This is a genomic window from Spirosoma utsteinense (genome assembly GCF_014282275.1).
Lineage (GTDB): Bacteria > Bacteroidota > Bacteroidia > Cytophagales > Spirosomataceae > Spirosoma > Spirosoma utsteinense.
In genome coordinates, this window is the sequence record NZ_VFIA01000006.1 from 1 (window position 1) to 20,279 (window position 20,279).

The following is a 20,279-nucleotide window of genomic DNA, read 5'->3' on the forward strand; positions in this document are numbered from 1 at the left end:
TAGCCTGTTTCTCTTTGAGCAAACGAATGAAGCGGACGTAATCGCGATTGGCGACATTAGTCTGCTGTTTTTCAAGCTGTTGCAGTTCGTCAACGGTCTGGCTGATTTTAGTAGCGTAATCCATAACCAAAGATACGACTTATTGAATTTGATTTAGTATTATGTTAAAAAAGTTACAAAAAAATGGCCGATCGGCGATTGTTGCTTTCGGACTGCTGTGTTCAGCCCTGGTGGGCAGTGCTCAGAATCCGGCCGATATCAAAAGGGCGACAAAGACTGCCAAAGTAAGCTCCGACTTACTCAATGTTATTAACAACAACGGTATTCCTAACCAGGCTCCATCTGGCGGAGTACAACGGACAAATCTGTATCTGGTTTCGGGAAATACCATCGCTATCGATGCTGTAGTTAACGAAGGTCAGGCACCACAGGCGTTGCTTCAATCGTTACAGGCGCTCGGGCTTCGCAATGGGATCATATCGGCGAAGCGGGTATCAGGTTATTTGCCAATCGACAAACTGAATGCGCTGAAGGACGTAGCTGCGTTGAAGTATGCGCGCCCTGCCTACCGGCCAATCCACAACGTGGGCTCAGTGACGTCTCAGGGCGATGCTGCCATGCGGGCCGACGTGGCCCGTACAACCTACAGCGTAACGGGTGCGGGGGTGAAGGTGGGTATTCTTTCTGATTCCTATAACTCCCTGGGTGGTGCCAGTGCCGGTATCGCTTCCGGCGATTTACCGGCTGAGGGCGTGGAGGTACTGGAGGATCTCATCGACCCAAATAATATCGACGAAGGGCGGGCCATGGCCGAACTCGTTCACGATGTAGCGCCCGGATCGCCTTTGGCCTTCCATACCGCGTTCACCGGCGATCTTGAATTTGCGCAGGGTATCCGCGATTTAGCCGCTGCCGGTTGTAAAATCATTACCGATGACGTGAGCTATTTTGCTGAACCTTTCTTTCAGGATGGCCCCATCGCGCAGGCAATCGATGATGTGGTGAACAACAACCAGGTCACTTATTTCTCCTCGGCGGGTAACTCCGGGCGCTCTTCTTACCAGAGTCCCTACAGGAGTACATCATTCAGTGACGTCCAGTACGATCCGAGTGCTTCGTATACAGCGCATGATTTTAGTAATGGAGACAAGTTTCAGTCGATCACGCTCGGTCCCGGCAGACAAATCATTATCAGTTTTCAGTGGGACGATCCGTTCTTCTCGGTGAGTGGTGGCGATGGGGCTCAAACGGATATGGACCTGCTGGTTTATGTGAATGGCTCTCTTCAGGGAGGTTTGTCTTCGTTTGATTCCAACATTGGCGCTGATCCGGTTGAAATTATTGGGGTGACCAACAACGGCAGTTCTACCGCCAGTATCGAACTCGTGCTGGTCAAATACGAAGGTCCTGATCCTACCCTTGTTAAATGGGTTAATTTTGGCAGTACGGTTCCCATCGAATACGATACGAAAAGTTCAACGTCGGTGGGTCACTCGAACTCAAGTCGTTGTATCGCGGTTGGGGCGGCTCCTTTCTTCAACACGCCGGCCTTCAACGCGAACCTGACGACGGCAACCATCGAGCCATTCTCGTCGGCGGGTGGTACTCCCATCCTGTTTTCGGTAAACGGCCAGCGCCTTTCGCAACCTGTCGTTCGCCAGAAGCCCGAAATTACCGCTGTGGATGGTACAAACACCACTTTCTTCATCGCCGATTCGCCGTCCGACCCAGATACGTTCCCGAACTTTTTCGGTACGTCGGCAGCTGCTCCTCATGCCGCAGCGGTAGCGGCTTTGATGCAGGAAAAAGGGAACAATGCCCTGGCCCCGAGCACGATTCTGACGGCGCTGGAAGAGACGGCGCTGGATATGGACGATCCATCGACCGCCGGTTTTGATACTGGTTTTGACTTTGGTACCGGTTATGGTTTCATTCAGGCCGATCGGGCAATCCAGGCAATCACGCCTGTTACGCCACCGAGCGGCTTTGCCATCACAGGCGTCACGACGGTAAGCTGCGCGACGGTAACAGCAGGTCTGCGTACGATCACGTTTACGCCGGTCTATACGGGTCTGAGCGGTGAGCCCGTCAGCTTTTCGGTTGTCAATGAGTTGCTGCCCACCACGAGCCCCGGCCCGTATACCCTGAACCTGTATACCGACAACCCGATCATAATCCTGAAGGCCCAGCAAGCGGGTACGGAGGGTGAAGTGAGTTTCGGTTATAATTGGCTGGCTGCCTGTGAAGGTGGCTCAACGCCAACTCCGCCGAGCGGCTTTGCCATCACAGGCGTTACAACGGTAAGTTGCGAGACGGTAACGGCGGGTCTGCGTACGGTAACGTTTACGCCGGTCTATACGGGTCTGAGTGGTGAGCCTGTCAGCTTTTCGGTTGTCAATGAATTGCTGCCCACCACGAGCCCCGGCCCGTACACCCTGAACCTGTATACCGACAACCCGGTCATTACCCTGAAAGCGGTGCAGGCGGGTAGTGAAACTAGTTTTGCTTACAACTGGCTGGCGGCCTGTACGTCCGGCAGTGCTCGGTTAAGCGCCGGCATAAACGCAGAGCTATCGACGAAACTGGACGTACGGGTACTGGGCAACCCAATCAACAACGATCAGGTATCGGTTGAAGTCCGGGGGGCAGGGGAGCAGCTGTTGCAGCTCAATCTGACAGATGCCCAGGGAAGACTGCTGGAAACGCGTCGTGTCGATAAGGCTGGCTCTGTGGAGGTACATACGTTCGAGGTCGGCCGCCGGTCTGTTGGTACACTGCTGCTGCGGGCTACTACGGCTACGGAGACTCAAACGATAAAACTGATCAAGTCGAACTAGTCAGAGAAACAAGGTTTATCGTCATGAAAATGCCCCGGCCATGGCTGGGGCATTTTCATGACGGGTAATCCGGAAAGACGCTTTGTCGCCGATGTCGGCCGTATCGGTCAGGAGGCTACAGGCAGGACCCCATCACGCCCGGATTGCAGCGGCAGGTATATGGAGAAGGTGGCTCCCTGACCCGGCTGGCTGGTAGCCACAAGGGCTCCGTTGTGATTCTCTACCACTTTTTGGCAAATGGCGAGGCCAATGCCCGTACCGCTGAATTCATTTCGGCCATGGAGCCGCTGAAAGACCTGAAAGATGCGGTCGGTATAGTGCTCGGCGAAACCGATACCATTATCCGACACGTCGATACGGTAATACACCGGAGCCGACCGGAGGGGTTTCACCGACGGTGGCAGGTCGAGGGCCGTTACTTGCTGATGGCTGACATGGATCTGGGGAGGTATGTAACTACCCGCAGGATCTTTACGGCGAAATTTAAGTGCATTCGTCAACAGATTCTGGAAAAGCTGCCCAAGCTGTAGCTTGTCGCCTGGTATTGTGGGTAACGGGTCGACCTGAATAGCGGCCCCGCTTTCCTGGATTGTCAGCTCCAGGTCATTCAATACCAGTTCAACTACCTTGTTGAGGGAAACGAGCTGAGTGAGCTCTTGTTGGGTAGAGATGCGGGAGAAGCTCAGTAAGTCTCTGATGAGCCTCGACATCCGGCTGGCAGCCGACTGCATCCGTTCCAGATAGACTACCCCATCACCGATCGAGGCCGCATACTGCGCGTTGAGCAAATCGCCAAACTGTTGAATTTTTCGCAGGGGCTCCTGCAAATCATGACTGGCCACGTAGGCAAACTGTTCCAGGTTCTTGTTAGACCGGGTCAGGTTTTGATTGGCCTGTTCCAGCTCTTCGTTGGCCATGATAAACTCGTTGTTCCTGGCCTCCAGTTCGGCGGTTCGTTGCTGCACCTGGAGGTCCAGCTCGGCCGACAGGGTCCGGTAGCGTTCTTCACTTTGCGTAAGCTGCTGTTGCGCCAGAACCTGCTCACTAACATCGATCGCAATATCGAGAATGGCGTATACCTGACCTTCGGCATCCAGCAACGGGGTGTAGGTGATGTTGTAAAAATTATGGGTCATCACTCCCTGCTGTACAATATCGACCTGCGTACCGAAGCTCTGATACATTTTGCCCGATGTATAGACCTCGTCCAGAATTTGCAGGAAGGGCTGGCTTTCCAGTTCGGGCATCACTTCACGCAGGGGCTTACCCGCAATATCCGGTCCTTTGCCAACAATATCGATAAAGGTCTGGTTGGGTAGATCGACGATCAGGTCCCGCCCCACAAACAAACCCATGGCAGCGGGGGCTGTGGTAATAACAGACCGTAGTTTGGCTTCGCTGCTTTCAATGGCCTTCCGCGCTCTCACCTGCTGCGTAACATCGATCGCCACCACCAGAACACCGGCTGAACTGGCAGGATCAGTGCTGCGCTCCGGCTGGTAGGTCATGTCGACGTAAAGTGTTTCCAGCTGATCATTACGGACAAGATCAACCGCCACTTCTGTAGCCACATAGGGTATGCCGGTGTCTATGACCTGTTGGAGCAACTCATCGAACCCCTGCCCCTTAAGTTCAGGAATAGCTTCGAGCATGGGTTTCCCAATTAGCTCATCCGGGGTTCGGCCTACGAGTTGCGCGTAGAAGGCGTTCGCCATCCGGAATGTCAGATCCTGCTTTTTAATGATGGTGATACCTACCGGCGACTGTTCGAACGAATCCAGCACCTGACGCTGATTTTCTTCTCCCTTCTGTCTGGCCAGCACCTGCTCCGTAACATCGGTTGCCATGTCTAAAATGGCGTAGACCTGCCCCTGTTCATCGAAGAGGGGTTGGTACGTAAAATCGAAATAAGACGTTTTCAGTTGCCCGTCAATCAGGATATCGGCGGGGATACTGCTACCCACAAAGGGCTCTTTGGTGGTAAACAGGTTTTCCAGAATCTCAAGAAACGGCTGGCCTTTTAGCTCGGGTAACGCATCGGCAAGTCGTTTACCCAGTACATCGTTTCCCTTTCCCCAAATTCTAAGCATGGGTGCGTTGGCCTGCTCGATGCGTAAGTCACGACCTACAAATAAGCCCGTTGCTACAGGAGCCTGCTCAATAAGGGAGCGGTATTTGGCCTCGCTCTCCCGTAGATCCTGCTCATCACGTTTACGCCGGTCAATGTTCGGACTTACCGTTGCCAGCCCAACGATTGCATCCGTTGTAGCCTCCCGGATAGCCACCGCGTTCCAGTTTAACCAAAACGGGTTACCGGTCAGGGCATTTACGAAGCGGATCTCCTGAGAAAAATGGCCCTGCTCCATAAACTGCTTCAGCAGCTGTTGGGCCAGCGGCCAATCGGGGGGATAGATGCCATCGGCCAGCCGTTTGTCGGTAATCGAGGTCCAGCCCAGCATAGCCAGCGCGGCCGGATTGACATACTGAATCGTCGTATCGGGGTTTGCCAGGCCAATAAATTCCTGACTAGCGTCAATAACAGCTACCAGTTTACGGGTTTCTTCCTCGGCTAGTTTCTGTTCATGCACATCGACCACCGTGCCGACCATGCCTTCGTACTGGCCCGTTGGGCCAAATCGGGGGCTACCTTTGTCGATGGACCATCGATACTGGCCATCTTTTCCCCGCAACCGGTAATGGGTATTAAAAGGGATTTGACGCTCATGCGCGTAAAGAAATTTTCTGGCTGCTTCGGCTCTGTCGTCCGGGTGTGTTGCGTCCAGCCAGCCAAATCCTTCTGCCGTCTCAGGAGACTGGTCGGTGTAATTGTACCATTGCTTGTTCAGGTAAGTACATCGGCCATCTGACTGGGTAACCCATAAGATAGCGGGTACAGTCTCGGTCAATTCCCGCAGGTAATGCTCCCGTTGCTCCAGTTGCAGCCGTTTGCCTACGGCGACGGTCGTTTCGGTACAGGTTACCAGTACGCCTGCTACCTGGTTCGACTCATCCCGGACAGGTGTATAGGCATAGGACCAGTAAACATCTTCCAACTGGCCATTCCGGTAGATGGGTAAGAGCTGATCTTCTCGGCAAACCGACAGTCCTTCGTTCAGAACCTGATCGATGAGTGGCCCTATTTCAGGCCAGATCTCGGGCCAGCACTCCTGGCCACACTGACCCAGCGCGCCTGGGTGTTTCCCCTGATTGCCGAGGCTGGGGCGGTAGGCGTCATTATAAAATTGAATCAGGTCAGGGCCCCACCATAAAAACATGGGCGAGTTAGCCGCTAGCAGCATACCAACCAGCGTACGCAGACTTTGGGGCCAGGTGTTGGGATCGCCAAGCACCGTAGCCGACCAGTCGAAAGACCGGGTCAAGGTGCCCATTTCACCCCCGCCTACCAGAAACGGGTAAGGGTTTGGCTGGCTGACTTCCTTATGTTGACCGGAGGGAGTAGTAGTGACACTCATTCACTTCTGTTGAGTTTATCCTACAAAGTAAGGAAAGTACCCCTATAATAAGCAGCCTATTTACGAAAAGCGTTGTGGGACGTTATCTGGTGACCCGATAGTGGCAGGTTCGTTCCGCAGAGAGCTTGCGAACGTATCGGGTGTCACCTGGCCGCTGGCGGGTGAGTTGGGGGTGTCATGCTCACGCAGGCTACCGCCGTTGGCTGACCAGCGGGGAGGGTGTTCCACTCAATTAGCTACCGGCTGAGGTTTTTCTGAATGATTATCGGGTAGCCACTGCTCCAGCCGGGTAGCTATGAAGGGAACAAAGCCGACGATGAGAACTACGCCGATCACATTGAAAAATACGTGCGCGTTGGCCAACTGGCGACCCGCGGGAGCCCCTGCTGATAAAGTCTGTACCAGCGCCGTAAATGGCTTTATGAGTAACAGGCCCAGCACGATCGAGAACAGGTTAAAGGTCAGGTGAAACAGGCCGGTACGAAGGGCGGCCCGGCTTCGGCCAATGGATGCCACCAGGGTATCGGCGCATGTGCCCAGTTCGGCACCCATCATGAGCGCAATACCGGCCGGAAGCGTCAGCAGCTGCTGGCCTTCTAAAATGACTGCCATACCAACAGTTGCCGATGAGGATTGCAGCAATACCGTAACACCGGCCCCGATGAGCGCCCCCCACCAGGCGCTGTCCAGTCCCTGCATCCAGGTTTTAACGGTCGGCATGTGCTTGAGCGGCTCAACCGCTTCTTCCATCAGAAAAAGACCCAGAAACAACATACCCAACCCCAGTAGGACCTGGCCTGACTGGCTTACCCAGTCACGTTGGCTGAGCAACATCAGACCAAGGCCCACCGCCATAGGCAGGCCCGCCCACTGACCGATATCGAACGCAATGAGCTGGCTGGAAAACGTGGTGCCGATGTTGGCACCCAGGACTACACCCAGCGCCTGCCGAAAGCTTAGGGCCCGGGTGTTCACCAGGGCGATGGTCATGATGATGACCGCCGACGACGAATCCAGGAGGGTTGTGATGGCCACCCCGGTCAAAATGCCGGTGACTACGTTGCGCGTAAATCGGCCCAGCCACTCTTTCAGTCTATCACCTGAGATTGCTTTCAACCCCTCCGAGAGGTAATTGAGGGCAAACAGAAAAAGCACTAAACCAGACAGTAAGGGCAATAGAACGGGTAAGTAAGACTTCATCGGAATAGATCCGGTTTTGAGTGGATGAGCCTGGCTTACACGCCTTACGTTACTCGTAGCGTGTACGTATAATGCCCGGTTTAGGTAAGCCAGTACAGGAGGATAGGAATGCTGATCAAGCTCAGGATAACAAGCAGCGCCAGCCACTGGATACGGGCCGGGTAATGAATATACCGGCTGTTACCCGAAATCGTATTCAGAAGTTCGTCCATCCAATGCCGCCACATACGCAGGTGTTTTTGCTACGCCCGCTGGGTGGGCTGATCTGAATCGTACCGGGTGATCAGGGGCCCGTGGTTGCTCCCGGCCTGCACCCATGACGGCGTTGTTAAATGAACAGGGCACCCTCGGCTACGTCGCCGGGGTTAGGTTGCCCACCTAGCGGAATCCTGGCGCGGGCCGACTCGCCCCAATAGGCCGATGTCGTTTTCGTCAAGGCGGCTGCCTTTTCGGTGCCGGGACTGTTGCGCTGATTGGTAAGGCAGCTCTTGATCAGGAGCCCTAACAGCATACATTCCATCAATCCCTGGTATTTTCTCATAACCGTGAGCCGTTAAGCAAGGAGACAAAAATAGGGATACAGGCTGCAACCAGGGGCCTCCGTTAAAAGCATAACGATTATTTAACAGGTGGCCTTTACAGAGTGGATGGCGCTGCTTTGGTACTATGTCCCTCGCAGCCGATGAGGGCATGTAAGCCCGGCAGCGTGTTCGACTAAAGCATCGCCTAACAGGCAGGGTTGAGGGCGCTGACCGGTAGTTTGTTAAATAATCATTACCCTTCCTCAACGGCCATATAGCCGGGGAGCAGGGGGCTATTTTTGCCCCATCAAACTGCGTCGATACTATGCTTCACCTCCGAGGACTGCTGGTTACCATTGGTATACCCCTGCTGCTTAATGCCTGCATCACTGATCACCGGGATCCCGCCTTACAACAGGAAAATCCCGCGACGTTCCGGGAAATAGCCAATGTCGACTTGGGCGGGGTAGCCTCGGCCGAAATTGCCGCCTACGATCCGATTAGTAAACGCGTATTCGTGGTCAATAACGAGTCGGCAGCGAAGGTAGACGTGCTGGATTTAACGGCCTATCCCGCCGTGACCAGGCTGGCCCCCATTAATGTGTCTGCCCTGGGCGGGGTCGCTAATAGTGTGGCCGTTTCCGGGGGTAAACTGGCGATTGCCCTGGAGGCTACCAACAAGCAGGCCAATGGCAGCGTACTGGTCTTCAACACGAGTACCCTCGCCCTGATCCAGCAAGTTACCGTAGGTGCGCTGCCCGATATGGTCACCTTCAGCCCCGATGGCACCTACATTATGACCGCCAACGAAGGTGAACCCAATGCCACTTATACAACGGACCCCATTGGCTCGGTGTCGATCATCAATACCACAGACGGATATAGCGTACGAACCTTAAGCTTTGAGTCATTTACGGCTTCGCTGCCCCAGCTGGCCGCGGGTGGCTTTCGCGTCTACGGACCCAATGCCAGTCTGGCTCAGGATATTGAACCGGAATACGTCACCATGTCACCCGATTCGAAAAAGGCCTGGGTCACCTTACAGGAGAATAATGGGATTGCTGAAGTCGATCTGGTGGCAGGGGTTATCGTGCGCATTTATCCACTGGGGACCAAAGACTACAGTCTGCCTCAGCATGCAATCGATCCCAGCGACCGGGATTCGAAGATCAGTCTGGCTCCCTGGCCTGTCAAGTCGTTTTATCTGCCGGATGCCATTGCTCATTTTACCGCGGCTGGCGGGGGCTACCTCATTACCGCCAACGAGGGCGATGCCCGGGAATACACGGCCTTTGACGAGCAAGTTCGGGTAGGTAGCCTGACGCTCGATCCTGCAAAATTTCCGAACGCGGCCAGTCTCAAACAAACGGCGTCCTTAGGTCGGTTGCGCGTTACCCGAACTGCGGGCAACACCAACGGCGTTTACGAAACGCTCTACGGCTTTGGCGGCCGGGGTTTCAGTATTTACTCGGCGGCCACGGGTGAGCGGGTCTACGATTCAGACAAGAGTCTGGAGGAGCGGGTCATTGCGGCCAACCTGTACGACGATGACCGGTCGGATGATAAGGGCGTGGAGGCCGAAGGGGTCACGGTGGGTCTCATCAACGGGAAGCCCATTGCGTTTGTGGGTATGGAGCGGGCCGATGCGGTAGCGGTCTATGACGTGAGCGACCCGAAGTCTCCCCGGTTTTTACAACTCTTCAAGACGGGAGACGCGCCCGAGGGGGTGTTGTTCGTGTCGGCGCAGCACAGTCCCAACGGCCGCAGCCTGCTCATTGTGAGCAGTGAGGAAGATGGCACTGTACGAATGTATCAGCCTGATACGTTATAGCCCTACCCGTTTACCTATTGGCTGCCTTCAGCCCTGTTTGATCTATGAATTCTGCTACTCCTTTTCAGGTTGCTCCTTTCTACTGCCTCCAGCAACTGGTCTATCACACCAACTCCCAGTGTCCTCAGGCGAAAAGTATCCTTCATACGCAGCACCGGGTTGGCATGGGGGGTAAAGTGGCTTGCTTAAGCTGCCGCCATTTAAACCGCCGTAAGCCCCTTAAAAAGAGCCGCCCGGGTCAACGCCTGAACCAGCTGGTCTCGTCATAGCGGGTAAGTCAGGGTTAGTAGAAACCTTCTCCGACGTGGCTGCGCTCATAAAGTTGCTTCTGTGAATAGCGGAAGACCAGCGGCTCTGTCGGTGGTAGCTGGCGTTTGTGGTAGTGGCTTAACTGCGTTTATCGGCGAAGAAGAACTGATTGATAAATAGGCTGATTATCGTGTCATGAACCGCAATCGACCGCCACGGCGGACTGTTTTGAAAAGCAGATAGTTCGGCGAGTCAGGCGTTTCCTGCCAGTGCTTAAACCTAGTCTTTCGACAATTGGACAGGACATGGCTGTATTGGTGCAACATTCAGGTTTCTGGATAGCTGCTTTTGGTACAATGGTTGGCATGTTAGGCATGCGATTTGCCTCATCAATTTTCTCGAAACTACTGGAGAAATATCCATCCGTAAGCCGAATTGCACTATGGGTCGTATGCTTGCTTGGCGTTAAAATGACGGTAACAGGAGTTATGGACGGGCTACCAGAAACCGTGTTCAAAACTATTTCAGAGAGCCATGAAACGGACATGGCTTTTTCATTTTTAATACTGCTGATGTTCTTGTGGCCTATGTTTCGCCAACTGTTAACTAAGCGAGTTGGCAAGAAAGCTACCAGTCTTTAACAGATATAAGCTAATTGATCAGGTGTGCTAAGGAATTGGCCGTTATGAGGTAGCTGTGTGCGAGTTATCCCATGACGGCCAATTGTTGCCTGGACGAGTATACACATTTGCTAACGATGATTAATTATCAAGATCTACACTAAGCCAGAGCTGACATCTATTAACCTTATACTTAAGATGGGTAGCATTGATTTGGGAAGAATTTAATGAAAAAATGGGGAAGCATTGAATCAAATGTTTCAACCAGGGTTTCAACCGCTCCCGCCTAAAACAAGAAAGGCACTCGCGAAAGATATCGCAAGTGCCTGACGGTGAACACGGAATCATGGAGCGGGAAATGGGGTTCGAACCCACGGCCTGCAGCTTGGGAAGCTGCCGCTCTACCAACTGAGCTACTCCCGCTTTTTTTGTGGTCTTGGTAGAACAAACATAAGGCAAAACTACCCACATTGTCAAGCCTTGTCGGTAGATGCCGATTTTTCCTTTCTTTTGGGCCAAATTACGTCAACATGCTGCCGAACGCTACGCCTGTCCATAAGCCCTTCGTTTCTGCTACCGATTCACCGGCAGAATTCACTCTCAAAGCCATTATCACCGGCGCCGTATTTGGCGTCCTGTTTGGTGCCGCAACCGTTTACCTATCCCTGAAAGCAGGCCTGTCGGTGTCGGCGTCGATTCCCATTGCGGTGCTGGCTATCTCGCTGGGACGCCGGTTTCTGAACACAACGATCCTTGAAAACAACATTATCCAAACCACCGGCTCAGCAGGGGAGAGCATTGCTTCGGGTGTGGTCTTCACGATGCCGGGGTTTCTGTTTCTGACCGATAGCGTGAGCGCTGACTTCTTCAACTACTGGACGATCCTGACGCTGGCCATTCTGGGTGGGCTGGTGGGAACGCTGATGATGATACCGCTGCGCCGGTCGCTCATTGTACAGGAGCACGAAACCCTGCCCTATCCCGAAGGAACAGCCTGCGCATCGGTGCTGATTGCCGGTGAGCGGGGCGGAGACTTCGCCAAAACGGCCTACCAGGGCCTGGGCATCGCTTTACTCTATGCGCTGCTGCAAAAGGTGCTGCATGTTATTGCTGAAGTACCCGTCTGGGCCACGAAACAAACGAACCGCTATTTTCCCTCGGCGCAGGTGTCGGGCGAGATTACGCCTGAATACCTGGGTGTGGGCTACATCATCGGATTTCGGATATCGGCGGTGTTGGTAGGGGGCGGTATCCTGGCGTGGCTGGGGCTGATTCCGCTGCTGGCATCGGTGGTGCCGGGCGATACGATTGCACTCCAGCTTCAGAAGCTCGGCTACCTCGACAGTCTGCAAACGGCGGGCGGGCCCGGCGGCTGGAACCCCGCGACCCACACCTTCGCCGATACGGCAGCGGCTATTTACCGCGCTTATATCCGGCAGATCGGGGCGGGAGCGGTTACGGCGGGCGGGTTCATGACACTGATCAAGACTATCCCGACCATTGTATCCTCGTTCAAACAAAGTTTTTCGGGCAGTGGCGGTGCAACGAAAAGCCAGGCTACAGGCACCAGCGTTCCCCGTACCGAGCAGGACCTTTCGGTCAGGATCGTGGTTATTGGCAGCGCCGTATTGGTGGGTCTTATGGTGCTGTTACCGCAGATTCCGGGCGACTCGATTTTGACGAAGCTGCTGATTGCTGTTCTGGTAATCGTATTCGGGTTCTTTTTCGTGACCGTTGCCAGCCGTATCGTTGGACTGATCGGGTCGTCGTCGTCGCCGGTATCGGGCATGACGATTGCTACGATCATGGGTACATCCCTCGTTTTCATTGCGTTCGGGCTAACGGGTAAGGTGTACGAACCGGCGGTGCTGGTGGTGGGTAGTATGATTTGTGTGGCTGCGGCCAATGCCGGTGCTACGTCACAGGATCTGAAAACGGGCTACCTCATTGGCGCTACGCCCAAATACCAGCAAATGGCGCTTTTTATCGGGGTCATCGTGTCGTCGCTGGTGGTTGGAGCAACGGTGAAGGTGCTGGATACGCCCACCCCCGATCTGCTGGCGCAGGGAATTACCCACGCCATCGGGTCCGATAAGTTTCCGGCTCCGCAGGGTACGCTCATGGCTACCCTCATCAAGGGACTACTGTCGTTCAACCTCGACTGGCAGTTTGTACTGGTAGGGGCTTTCATCGCTTTTGTCTTCGAACTGGTTGGTGTGAGCGCGCTGGCTTTCGCCGTGGGATTGTACCTGCCCCTGTCGACGACGCTGCCTATTTTTGGCGGTGGTCTGGTCAAGTACATCGTCGACTACAACGCCAAACGGCGCGGTACCGTCGAAGAGGATGCCGACCTGGGCAAGGGAAATCTTTTCGCTACAGGTTTGGTAGCAGGTGGGGCGCTGGCAGGCGTGGCGGTGGCTTTGCTATCGGTAAACGACAGCATATACAACGCCCTGACGTCGATTACGCTGGAGCCCGTCCTGGCCAGTGCGTTAGGCACAGATGGCTACATGCTGCTCGGGGCGCTGGCATTCGTTGGTCTGGCGAGCCTGCTGTGGCGGGTGGCAACAAAACGATAAGCCTGGCCCTTAGTCGCGGTTTGCCCGGAACAAAGCCGTATATTTATCTGTCTTTTCAAGAAGATACATAGCGTTATTTTGACCGATCTATTCGATACATACCTACCGGCAGCATCGGCCGAGTATGGCCGAAATCTCTGGCAACAGTATGGATTCACCTTCCGGGTGGTCAAGCCGCGCCGGACACGGCTGGGCGATTTCCGGGTAATTCCACAGGGGCAAACGTTCATCACCGTTAACGCCGACCTGAATCCACATGCTTTTTTGATTACTTACGTCCATGAAGTTGCCCATGCGGCTGTCCATAAGGAGCAGCGCCGACGTGGAAAACCGCATGGACGGGCGTGGCAAACGGCATTTCAGCGACTTATGCAGCCCTTACTGACCGAAGCTGTGTTCCCGGCACCCGTTCTGGAGCCGTTACGGAGTTACATGAGCAGACCCGCTGCAACGACATCGGCCAGTCCGGCGCTGATGCTGGCGCTGCGGCAAACCAACGCGCCCGTAGCCGATTCCCAAACTGAAGGGAAGGTTCTGTTGCGGGATGTACCGGAAGGCCAATCGTTTCAGTTTTCAAAAAAGACGTATGTGCGCGGTACGCTACGCCGAACCCGCGTCGTTTGTAAAGAAGTGGCTTCGGGCCGATCCTATGCCATTCTGGCGCACGCGCTGGTCGATATCCGGGAACAAGCAGCTACTCTATAATGAATACGCAACAACGAGCAGGAGAGGATCGGCAAACCAGGGGGAGGCCTACCTGGTTTCGGTGGTTCATCGTGCTTCTGCTTCCGTATGCGTGTAGCCTGATGCCTTACTGCTCCAATGCGCAATCAGTGCTTCAGCAGGGCATTTGGGTGAAAATTGGCGTAACAGAATCGGGTGTATACCGGCTTGACCAGGCCGCCCTTACCCGGCTTGACCCAGCTTTTGCCACGGCTGATCCGCGCCGAATCCGGCTTTACGGCAACGGCGGTGCACCACTCCCTCAATCCAATGCCATACCCCGCCCCGCTGACCTGATCGAGAACGCGATTCAGGTGACGGGAGAAGCCGACGGCCGTTTCGATGCCGGGGACGCGCTTCTTTTTTTCGGACAAAGCCCGCACGTCGTTCGCTACGACTCTGTGGCTGGGCGCTATACCCACCAGATCAACCCATATACCGATACGACCTTTTATTTTGTCACCATAGGTACGTCGGTGGGCAGACGGATCAGCATCCGGTCGGCCGGTAACCTGACGTCCGTCCCCACGGTTACCACATTCGATGCGTATCAGTTTCACGAAAAAGACAGTCAGAAACTAGCAGGTGTTCATTCGGGCCGGGAATGGTTAGGCGAGTACATGACCCTCGACACCACCCAAACCGTTTCTTTCGACATGGCTGGTCTGGTAGCCAACAGACCCATCCGGGTTACCGCATCGGCTATGGCTGGCGCGCAGGTGCCAACAGAGTTTCGACTCCAGGTGAACGGTCAGGTGGCGGGCTCGTTACCTATGCAAACCATATCCGGCTATGAATATGACTACCAGGGTGTAAACCGGACGGATACATTCTCGGTAAAACCAGCAACGTCTGAAAGCACGCTTCGGCTGGCGTTGACGTTTCGGAACGGCGGTCAGCGGTCGGCTCAGGCGTATCTCAACTTCCTGGCGGTTGAGGCCCGGCGCGAACTGCGGCAGTACGATCAGCCTACGTGGGTTCGCCGGTTGGAACCCGGTCAGGTTGCCGTTCGTCAGGCAGCGGCCAGTCTGCGCGTCTGGGACGTGACCGATCCGCTGGCACCTGTTGAACAGACCTATACCCGGTCGGCTGCTCAGGAGGCTGCCTGGAATAGTGCCCGGTCAGGTGATTACTTTCTGTTTGCCGATACCCGGTTGCTTGCGCCGATATCGCTCATGAAGGTTGGCAACCAGGACATACACAGTCAGGCTACGCCAGCGCTGCTGATCGTAACGCCGGTTGCCTGGCTTGGGCAGGCAGAACGGTTAGCTGCTTTCCGGCGCGAGCATGATAAACTGGCTACCCTGATTGTAACGACCACGCAGGTCTATAACGAGTTTGGCTCCGGTCAGCCCGATCCAACGGCTATCCGGGATGCCATTCGGTATTTCTACCGGAAGCAGCCCAATCAACTTCGGTATGTGCTGCTGTTTGGCGATGCGACATTCGATTACCGCAATCTGTCCGGGCAGCTTAGTCCGGCGCAGGCGGCCAACATGGTGCCGGTCTACGAAAGCCGCGAATCATTACACCCCGTTCTCAGCTATTCATCAGACGATTATTATGGGTTCATGGATGCTGCTGAGGGCGAGTGGGCCGAAACAGGACCGGATAACCACCTTATGGAAATTGGCATTGGTCGATTGCCCGTAACCTCCCCCGACGAGGCCCGGACGGTAGTCGACAAGCTGATTCGCTACACGTCCGACCCGTCGTTAACCGGCGACTGGCAAACCAAAGTGATGCTCGTCGCCGATGATGGCGATTACAATACCCATCAGCGCGATGCCGAGCAGCTGGCTGTCAGTATGGAAAACCGGGCACCAGCCTACCGCCCTGAACGGGTGTATCTGGGTGCGTTCCCGCAGGAGATTTCATCCGGCGGTCAGAAGGCCCCCCTCGTCAATCAGCGGATCAACCGGGCTGTGGCCGACGGGCGGCTCATCATCAATTATAGCGGACACGGTGGTGTGCTGAGTTTGGCCGATGAGCAGATCGTAACGTTGGCAGATATCCGTTCGTGGGATAACCGGCGGTTGCCGCTGTTCGTAACCGCCACCTGTCAGTTTGGTCGCTACGACGATCCCGCCACCACATCGGGTGCCGAGCTGTTGCTCCTGAGCCGGACAGGTGGCGCTATTGGTTTGCTGACAACGACGCGTCCGGTCTATGCCAACACCAATCTGCTGCTGAACGATGCGTTTTACAAAGCCGTATTCGCGCCCATCGATGGGCAGATGCCCCGTCTGGGCGATGTAATGCGTCTCACTAAAAATAACAGCGTGAGCGGACCGCTCAATCGAAACTTTGCGCTCCTGGGCGATCCATCCATGCAGTTGGCTTACCCCAAAGCGCAGGTCGTGGTTACCGGCATTAACGGGCAGGCTGTTACGGCTAGCCGGCTCGATACGATACGGGGATTGCAGACGGTAGAACTGGCCGGCGAAATTCAGCAGCAGGGCCAGCGTCTGCCCGATTTCTCGGGTACTCTCCGGCTGACACTGTATGATAAAGCAACCTCACAAGCGACCCTGGGCGCTGGGGCCGACAGTCCCAAAATGAGCTATCAGGCGTATACGAATACTATTTTTGCGGGCCAGGTGTCTGTGCAGCAAGGGCGATTCAGGATTCGTTTCACCATGCCCAAAGACATTGATTATACCGTAGGAAAGGCAAAAATATATGCTTACGCCTTACGCGCCGATAGTTTGCTCGATGCGGTTGGTAGTTACGACAGTCTGCGGGTTGGTGGCAGTGTTCCAATCGATAGTGTTGACAACCAGCCGCCGGTTATGGCCCTGTCGGTTGTGGGGGGGACTACCCAGGGCGACGTAATTCGGGTAACCGGACCCGATGTGAAACTACGACTAAACCTGAGCGACAACCGGGGTATCAATATCGCCCGGTCGGGTTTGGGCCACGAGTTGACGGCCCAGTTCGGCGACCAGCGCCCCGTCATACTCAATGATATGTATGTCGCCAATGGTGCAGAAGGGCGGCAGGGAGAGGTTATTTACACCTTTGCTGACATAGCTCCGGGCACTTACCGGGTGCGGGCGAAGGCCTGGGACATAAACAATAATTCAGTAGAGGGTGCGTTGAGCATAGTAGTTTCCGAACGCCCGGGCTTGACAATTCGGTCGTTTGGCACCAGCCCAAACCCTATTCGGACAGAGGGTACGCTGATGGCAGAACTCGATCGGGCCGGTGAGCCACTCGACTGGACCGTGAGCATCTACGATCTGAACGGTCGGTTGTTGAATGAGCAAACCGGCCAGTGTACCGATTGCCCGGCTACACTGAACATGGGAACCTGGGATGGCCGTGCCAACGCCGGCCAACTGATGCCAAATGGATTGTATATCCTGCGGTTGCAGGTCCGTTCGGCGGCTGATGGATCGGTTGCCAATGGAAGCGGCCGTTTGTTACTAACTAAATGATTTGCCGGGTTATATTGACCTACTTTTTTCTTATCCAACGTTTCCTTGTAATTTTGACCGCGCAGGACTGCAAACTTACCACCATCAGTTTCTGTTGCTGACCAACACTTTTTGTATGAAGCACAATTTTTTCCGTGTTCTTCTCGGCGTTTGCAGTTTTCTTCCACTCCTTGTTTCCGCCCAGTCCTTTACCGCACTGACAGGCCAGACACTCAACGTCCCAACGTCGTCTGTTCCATTCCTGAATTTCACGCCTGATGCCCGTTCCGGTGCGCTGGGTGAAGCAGGGGTAGCCTTAGGCGATGCCGACGCGAACGCCATCTTCTGGAATCCGTCGAAGCTGGTATTTGCCAAGCAGGACAAAGGCGCATCGATCTCTTATACGCCCTGGTTGCGAGAGTTGATCGGTGATATGTATTACACTTATCTGAGTGGGTATTCCAAAGTTGGCAAAAACTCGGTTGTGGGTGGGTCGCTGATGTATTTCGACCTGGGAACGGTCAACTTCACAACGGCAACGGGCGTAGCCGCCGGTACATTCAACTCCCGCGAATATGCCATTACGGCCACGTTTGCGCAGCGGCTCTCGCGGAATTTCTCGCTTGGCGTCGATCTTAAATACCTCAATTCAAACCTGGCGTCGGGTAGTAGCACGCCCGGCCTGAAACCAGGGGCTACGGCTGCGGCCGATATCAGCGCCTTCTACCGCAACGAAGTCCGCGACAATGCGTCGGGTAAAGGGCTGGGCTGGGCGTTTGGCGGGATGATTTCCAACCTCGGTGGCCGAATCAATTATGGCGGTACCGAACGGTATTTTATTCCAACAAACCTGCGTCTGGGAACGGCCGTTACGTTGTTTGCCGATCAGTATAACAAGTTCAACTTTGTGGTCGACGTCAATAAACTGATGGTACCGACCCCGAACATACAGAATGTGAATGGCGCACAAGTCAACCTGAACGCCGGAAAAAATTATTTCAGTTCGGTATTTGGGTCGTTTGCCGATGCGCCAGGCGGGTTCGGCGAAGAAATTCGTGAGTTCACCCTGTCGACAGGTATCGAGTACTGGTACAACCAACAGTTTGCGGTACGGGCCGGTTACTTCGGCGAATCAAATCTCAAAGGGGGTCGTAAGTACGTCACTACAGGACTTGGCCTGCGCCTGCAGGATCGGTTTGGCGTTGACTTCTCTTACCTGTTACCGGTGCAACAGGGTAGCCCCCTTTCGCAGACATTCCGGATTTCGTTAATACTTAATCTGAATGGCGCTAACAATTTGTTTAGAGAAGAGGACGTTTCCGGCGACACCGATAACTAAGATGTGACGGTTAATTTTCCGCACCCCACTCATTGTTTTTACGAATGGCATTTCTAGTCGGAATGCCATTTTATTTTATTCATTTCAGCACCAATGACTCTCGATAGAACACAGTCGCCCGCATTTCAGGCTATTCAGGAAATACAACTTCCCACCGTTCAGCAGCATAAACTGGACAATGGTATCTTATTGCACCTCATTGCAGTCGATCAGCAGCCCGTATTGCGGCTGGAATGTGTATTCGATGCCGGTACCTGGTATGAGCAGACACCGGGTACGGCGTTCTTTGCGGTCAAGATGCTGGCTGAAGGCACAACGACCCGCTCATCGGCTCAGATCAGCGAATATTTCGACCGCTATGGAGCGTTCCTGGAACTGAATAGCGGTCCCGACCGGGCCAGTATGGTGATCTACTGCCTCACGAAATTTTTGCCGAACGTCCTGCCGCTCCTCCGTGAACTCCTCACCGAACCTACCTTCCCCCAGAAAGAACTCGATGACCTGCGCAACATCACGCTCCAGAACCTACGCGTCAACTACGAGAAAAACGCTTATCTGGCGGGCGTGCTGTTTCGCGAAAAGCTGTTTGGCCTGGACCATCCCTATGGCCGGAGCCAGCGGCCCGATGCCATCGAGCAACTGACGCGCGAGGGCGTTGTCGATTTTTACGAGCGAGCCATCCGGAATCGTCCGTTTCAACTCGTCGTAGCCGGGCAGGCGTCCGAAAACGAGTTGCTGCTGATTAACCGCGAGTTGGGATCGCTGCCTATTCGTACCGACCAGTTGCTGGCCTTTGCCGGCAGCAAGGCCATTGATGACGCCGTAGCGGTACTGGCCGAGAAGCCTGACAGCACCCAATCATCCATCCGGATAGGCAGGCGGTTGTTTACCCGGTCGCATCCCGATTTTTTTAAAATGCTGGTAACCAATGAGATCCTCGGCGGGTATTTCGGCTCCCGGTTGATGAAGAATATCCGGGAAGAGAAAGGGTTTACCTATGGCATTTCGTCAAATATGCCTTCGTTCCGACGCGATGGTTATTTCCTCATCGGTACAGACGTCAATAAGGAAAATACGCAGCAGACCCTGGATGAGATCAGGAAAGAAATTCGCATCCTGCAAACCGAGCCTGCATCGGCCGACGAACTGGAAACGGTGAAAAATTATATGGCTGGCGAATTCGTTGGTTCGCTCAATACGCCGTTCGAAATTGCTGATCGGTATAAGGTGATTCTGCTGGATGATTTGCCTGCCGATTTTCTGAACACGTATATCCAGCGGCTGCGTTCTGTTTCGCCAGCGGATATTATGGAAACGGCAGTGACGTACCTGCTTCAGGATGATTTGCGGGAGGTAGTCGTTGGTGGAAAGTAGGTCTAAACGGTCTGTTGTGGGTTTAGTCCGTGGGTTTGGTAGAGTACATGGTTGGTTAATTTGTAACAAAACCTTACTTTTGCGCCCTGTTCCTCCTCACTTCATTCGTCGTTT

Annotated in this window: 14 protein-coding genes and 1 tRNA gene; 9 read left to right on the forward strand and 6 right to left on the reverse strand. The window is 54.5% G+C overall.

Annotated elements, in window-relative coordinates; genetic code table 11:
• Positions 1–161 precede the first annotated feature (161 nt).
• Positions 162–2,837, forward strand: a complete 2,676-nt coding sequence (locus FH603_RS06070; RefSeq protein WP_186736578.1) for a S8 family peptidase — start codon at positions 162–164, stop codon at positions 2,835–2,837.
• Between the two features lie 107 nt (positions 2,838–2,944).
• On the opposite strand, the gene FH603_RS06075 is transcribed toward FH603_RS06070, so the two are convergent.
• From FH603_RS06075 to FH603_RS06095, 5 genes are all read right to left on the reverse strand, one after another.
• Positions 2,945–6,310 carry a PAS domain-containing protein gene (locus FH603_RS06075; RefSeq protein WP_186736579.1) on the reverse strand — a complete coding sequence of 1,122 codons (3,366 nt, stop codon included), beginning with the start codon at positions 6,308–6,310 and terminating at the stop codon, positions 2,945–2,947.
• Positions 6,311–6,370: 60 nt separating this feature from the next.
• On the reverse strand, positions 6,371–6,538 hold the full coding sequence (locus FH603_RS06080) for a hypothetical protein (RefSeq protein ID WP_186736580.1): 168 nt from the start codon (positions 6,536–6,538) through the stop codon (positions 6,371–6,373).
• Positions 6,539–7,510 (reverse strand): Na/Pi cotransporter family protein, encoded by a 972-nt coding sequence (locus FH603_RS06085; protein WP_186736581.1) that lies wholly within the window; start codon positions 7,508–7,510, stop codon positions 6,539–6,541.
• 80 nt (positions 7,511–7,590) lie between these two features.
• Entirely contained in the window at positions 7,591–7,737 is a 147-nt protein-coding gene (locus tag FH603_RS06090; protein ID WP_186736582.1) for a hypothetical protein, read from the reverse strand.
• A 101-nt stretch (positions 7,738–7,838) separates the two neighbouring features.
• Positions 7,839–8,051 (reverse strand): hypothetical protein, encoded by a 213-nt coding sequence (locus tag FH603_RS06095; protein ID WP_186736583.1) that lies wholly within the window; start codon positions 8,049–8,051, stop codon positions 7,839–7,841.
• A gap of 305 nt (positions 8,052–8,356) precedes the next feature.
• On the opposite strand from FH603_RS06095, the gene FH603_RS06100 reads away from it, so the two are divergent.
• The 3 genes from FH603_RS06100 (at position 8,357) to FH603_RS06110 (ending at position 10,752) form a co-directional block, all read left to right on the forward strand.
• Positions 8,357–9,862, forward strand: coding sequence for a choice-of-anchor I family protein (locus FH603_RS06100; protein ID WP_186736584.1), 1,506 nt, complete (start codon positions 8,357–8,359; stop codon positions 9,860–9,862).
• Between the two features lie 44 nt (positions 9,863–9,906).
• Complete coding sequence (locus FH603_RS06105; RefSeq protein WP_186736585.1) at positions 9,907–10,131, forward strand: hypothetical protein; 225 nt, start codon at positions 9,907–9,909, stop codon at positions 10,129–10,131.
• A gap of 249 nt (positions 10,132–10,380) precedes the next feature.
• The gene (locus FH603_RS06110; protein WP_186736586.1) at positions 10,381–10,752 is read left to right on the forward strand and encodes a TerC family protein; all 372 of its coding nucleotides are present in this window, start codon (positions 10,381–10,383) and stop codon (positions 10,750–10,752) included.
• 326 nt (positions 10,753–11,078) lie between these two features.
• On the opposite strand, the gene FH603_RS06115 is transcribed toward FH603_RS06110, so the two are convergent.
• Positions 11,079–11,154 (reverse strand) — tRNA-Gly (locus FH603_RS06115).
• A gap of 107 nt (positions 11,155–11,261) precedes the next feature.
• Between FH603_RS06115 and FH603_RS06120 the strand changes: the two genes are divergently transcribed.
• The 5 genes from FH603_RS06120 (at position 11,262) to FH603_RS06140 (ending at position 20,165) form a co-directional block, all read left to right on the forward strand.
• Positions 11,262–13,310 carry an OPT family oligopeptide transporter gene (locus tag FH603_RS06120; RefSeq protein WP_186736587.1) on the forward strand — a complete coding sequence of 683 codons (2,049 nt, stop codon included), beginning with the start codon at positions 11,262–11,264 and terminating at the stop codon, positions 13,308–13,310.
• 78 nt (positions 13,311–13,388) lie between these two features.
• The gene (locus FH603_RS06125) at positions 13,389–14,015 is read left to right on the forward strand and encodes a SprT-like domain-containing protein (RefSeq protein ID WP_186736588.1); all 627 of its coding nucleotides are present in this window, start codon (positions 13,389–13,391) and stop codon (positions 14,013–14,015) included.
• The gene (gene porU / locus FH603_RS06130; protein ID WP_186736589.1) at positions 14,015–17,473 is read left to right on the forward strand and encodes a type IX secretion system sortase PorU; all 3,459 of its coding nucleotides are present in this window, start codon (positions 14,015–14,017) and stop codon (positions 17,471–17,473) included. The genes FH603_RS06125 and porU overlap by 1 nt, the downstream gene beginning before the upstream one ends.
• A 115-nt stretch (positions 17,474–17,588) precedes the next feature.
• On the forward strand, positions 17,589–18,791 hold the full coding sequence (gene porV, locus FH603_RS06135) for a type IX secretion system outer membrane channel protein PorV (protein ID WP_186736590.1): 1,203 nt from the start codon (positions 17,589–17,591) through the stop codon (positions 18,789–18,791).
• Between the two features lie 93 nt (positions 18,792–18,884).
• A complete protein-coding gene (locus FH603_RS06140) occupies positions 18,885–20,165 on the forward strand; it encodes a M16 family metallopeptidase (protein WP_186736591.1) in 1,281 nt (426 codons plus the stop codon).
• The last annotated feature ends 114 nt before the right edge of the window (positions 20,166–20,279 follow it).

Bases quoted from the DNA above. Each gene is read 5' to 3' on its own strand.
- FH603_RS06070 (WP_186736578.1), top strand. From the start codon at position 162: ATGTTAAAAAAGTTACAAAAAAATGGCCGATCGGCGATTGTTGCTTTC.
- FH603_RS06075 (WP_186736579.1), bottom strand. From the start codon at position 6,310: ATGAGTGTCACTACTACTCCCTCCGGTCAACATAAGGAAGTCAGCCAG.
- FH603_RS06085 (WP_186736581.1), bottom strand. From the start codon at position 7,510: ATGAAGTCTTACTTACCCGTTCTATTGCCCTTACTGTCTGGTTTAGTG.
- FH603_RS06090 (WP_186736582.1), bottom strand. From the start codon at position 7,737: ATGTGGCGGCATTGGATGGACGAACTTCTGAATACGATTTCGGGTAAC.
- FH603_RS06095 (WP_186736583.1), bottom strand. From the start codon at position 8,051: ATGAGAAAATACCAGGGATTGATGGAATGTATGCTGTTAGGGCTCCTG.
- FH603_RS06100 (WP_186736584.1), top strand. From the start codon at position 8,357: ATGCTTCACCTCCGAGGACTGCTGGTTACCATTGGTATACCCCTGCTG.
- FH603_RS06105 (WP_186736585.1), top strand. From the start codon at position 9,907: ATGAATTCTGCTACTCCTTTTCAGGTTGCTCCTTTCTACTGCCTCCAG.
- FH603_RS06120 (WP_186736587.1), top strand. From the start codon at position 11,262: ATGCTGCCGAACGCTACGCCTGTCCATAAGCCCTTCGTTTCTGCTACC.
- porU (WP_186736589.1), top strand. From the start codon at position 14,015: ATGAATACGCAACAACGAGCAGGAGAGGATCGGCAAACCAGGGGGAGG.
- porV (WP_186736590.1), top strand. From the start codon at position 17,589: ATGAAGCACAATTTTTTCCGTGTTCTTCTCGGCGTTTGCAGTTTTCTT.
- FH603_RS06140 (WP_186736591.1), top strand. From the start codon at position 18,885: ATGACTCTCGATAGAACACAGTCGCCCGCATTTCAGGCTATTCAGGAA.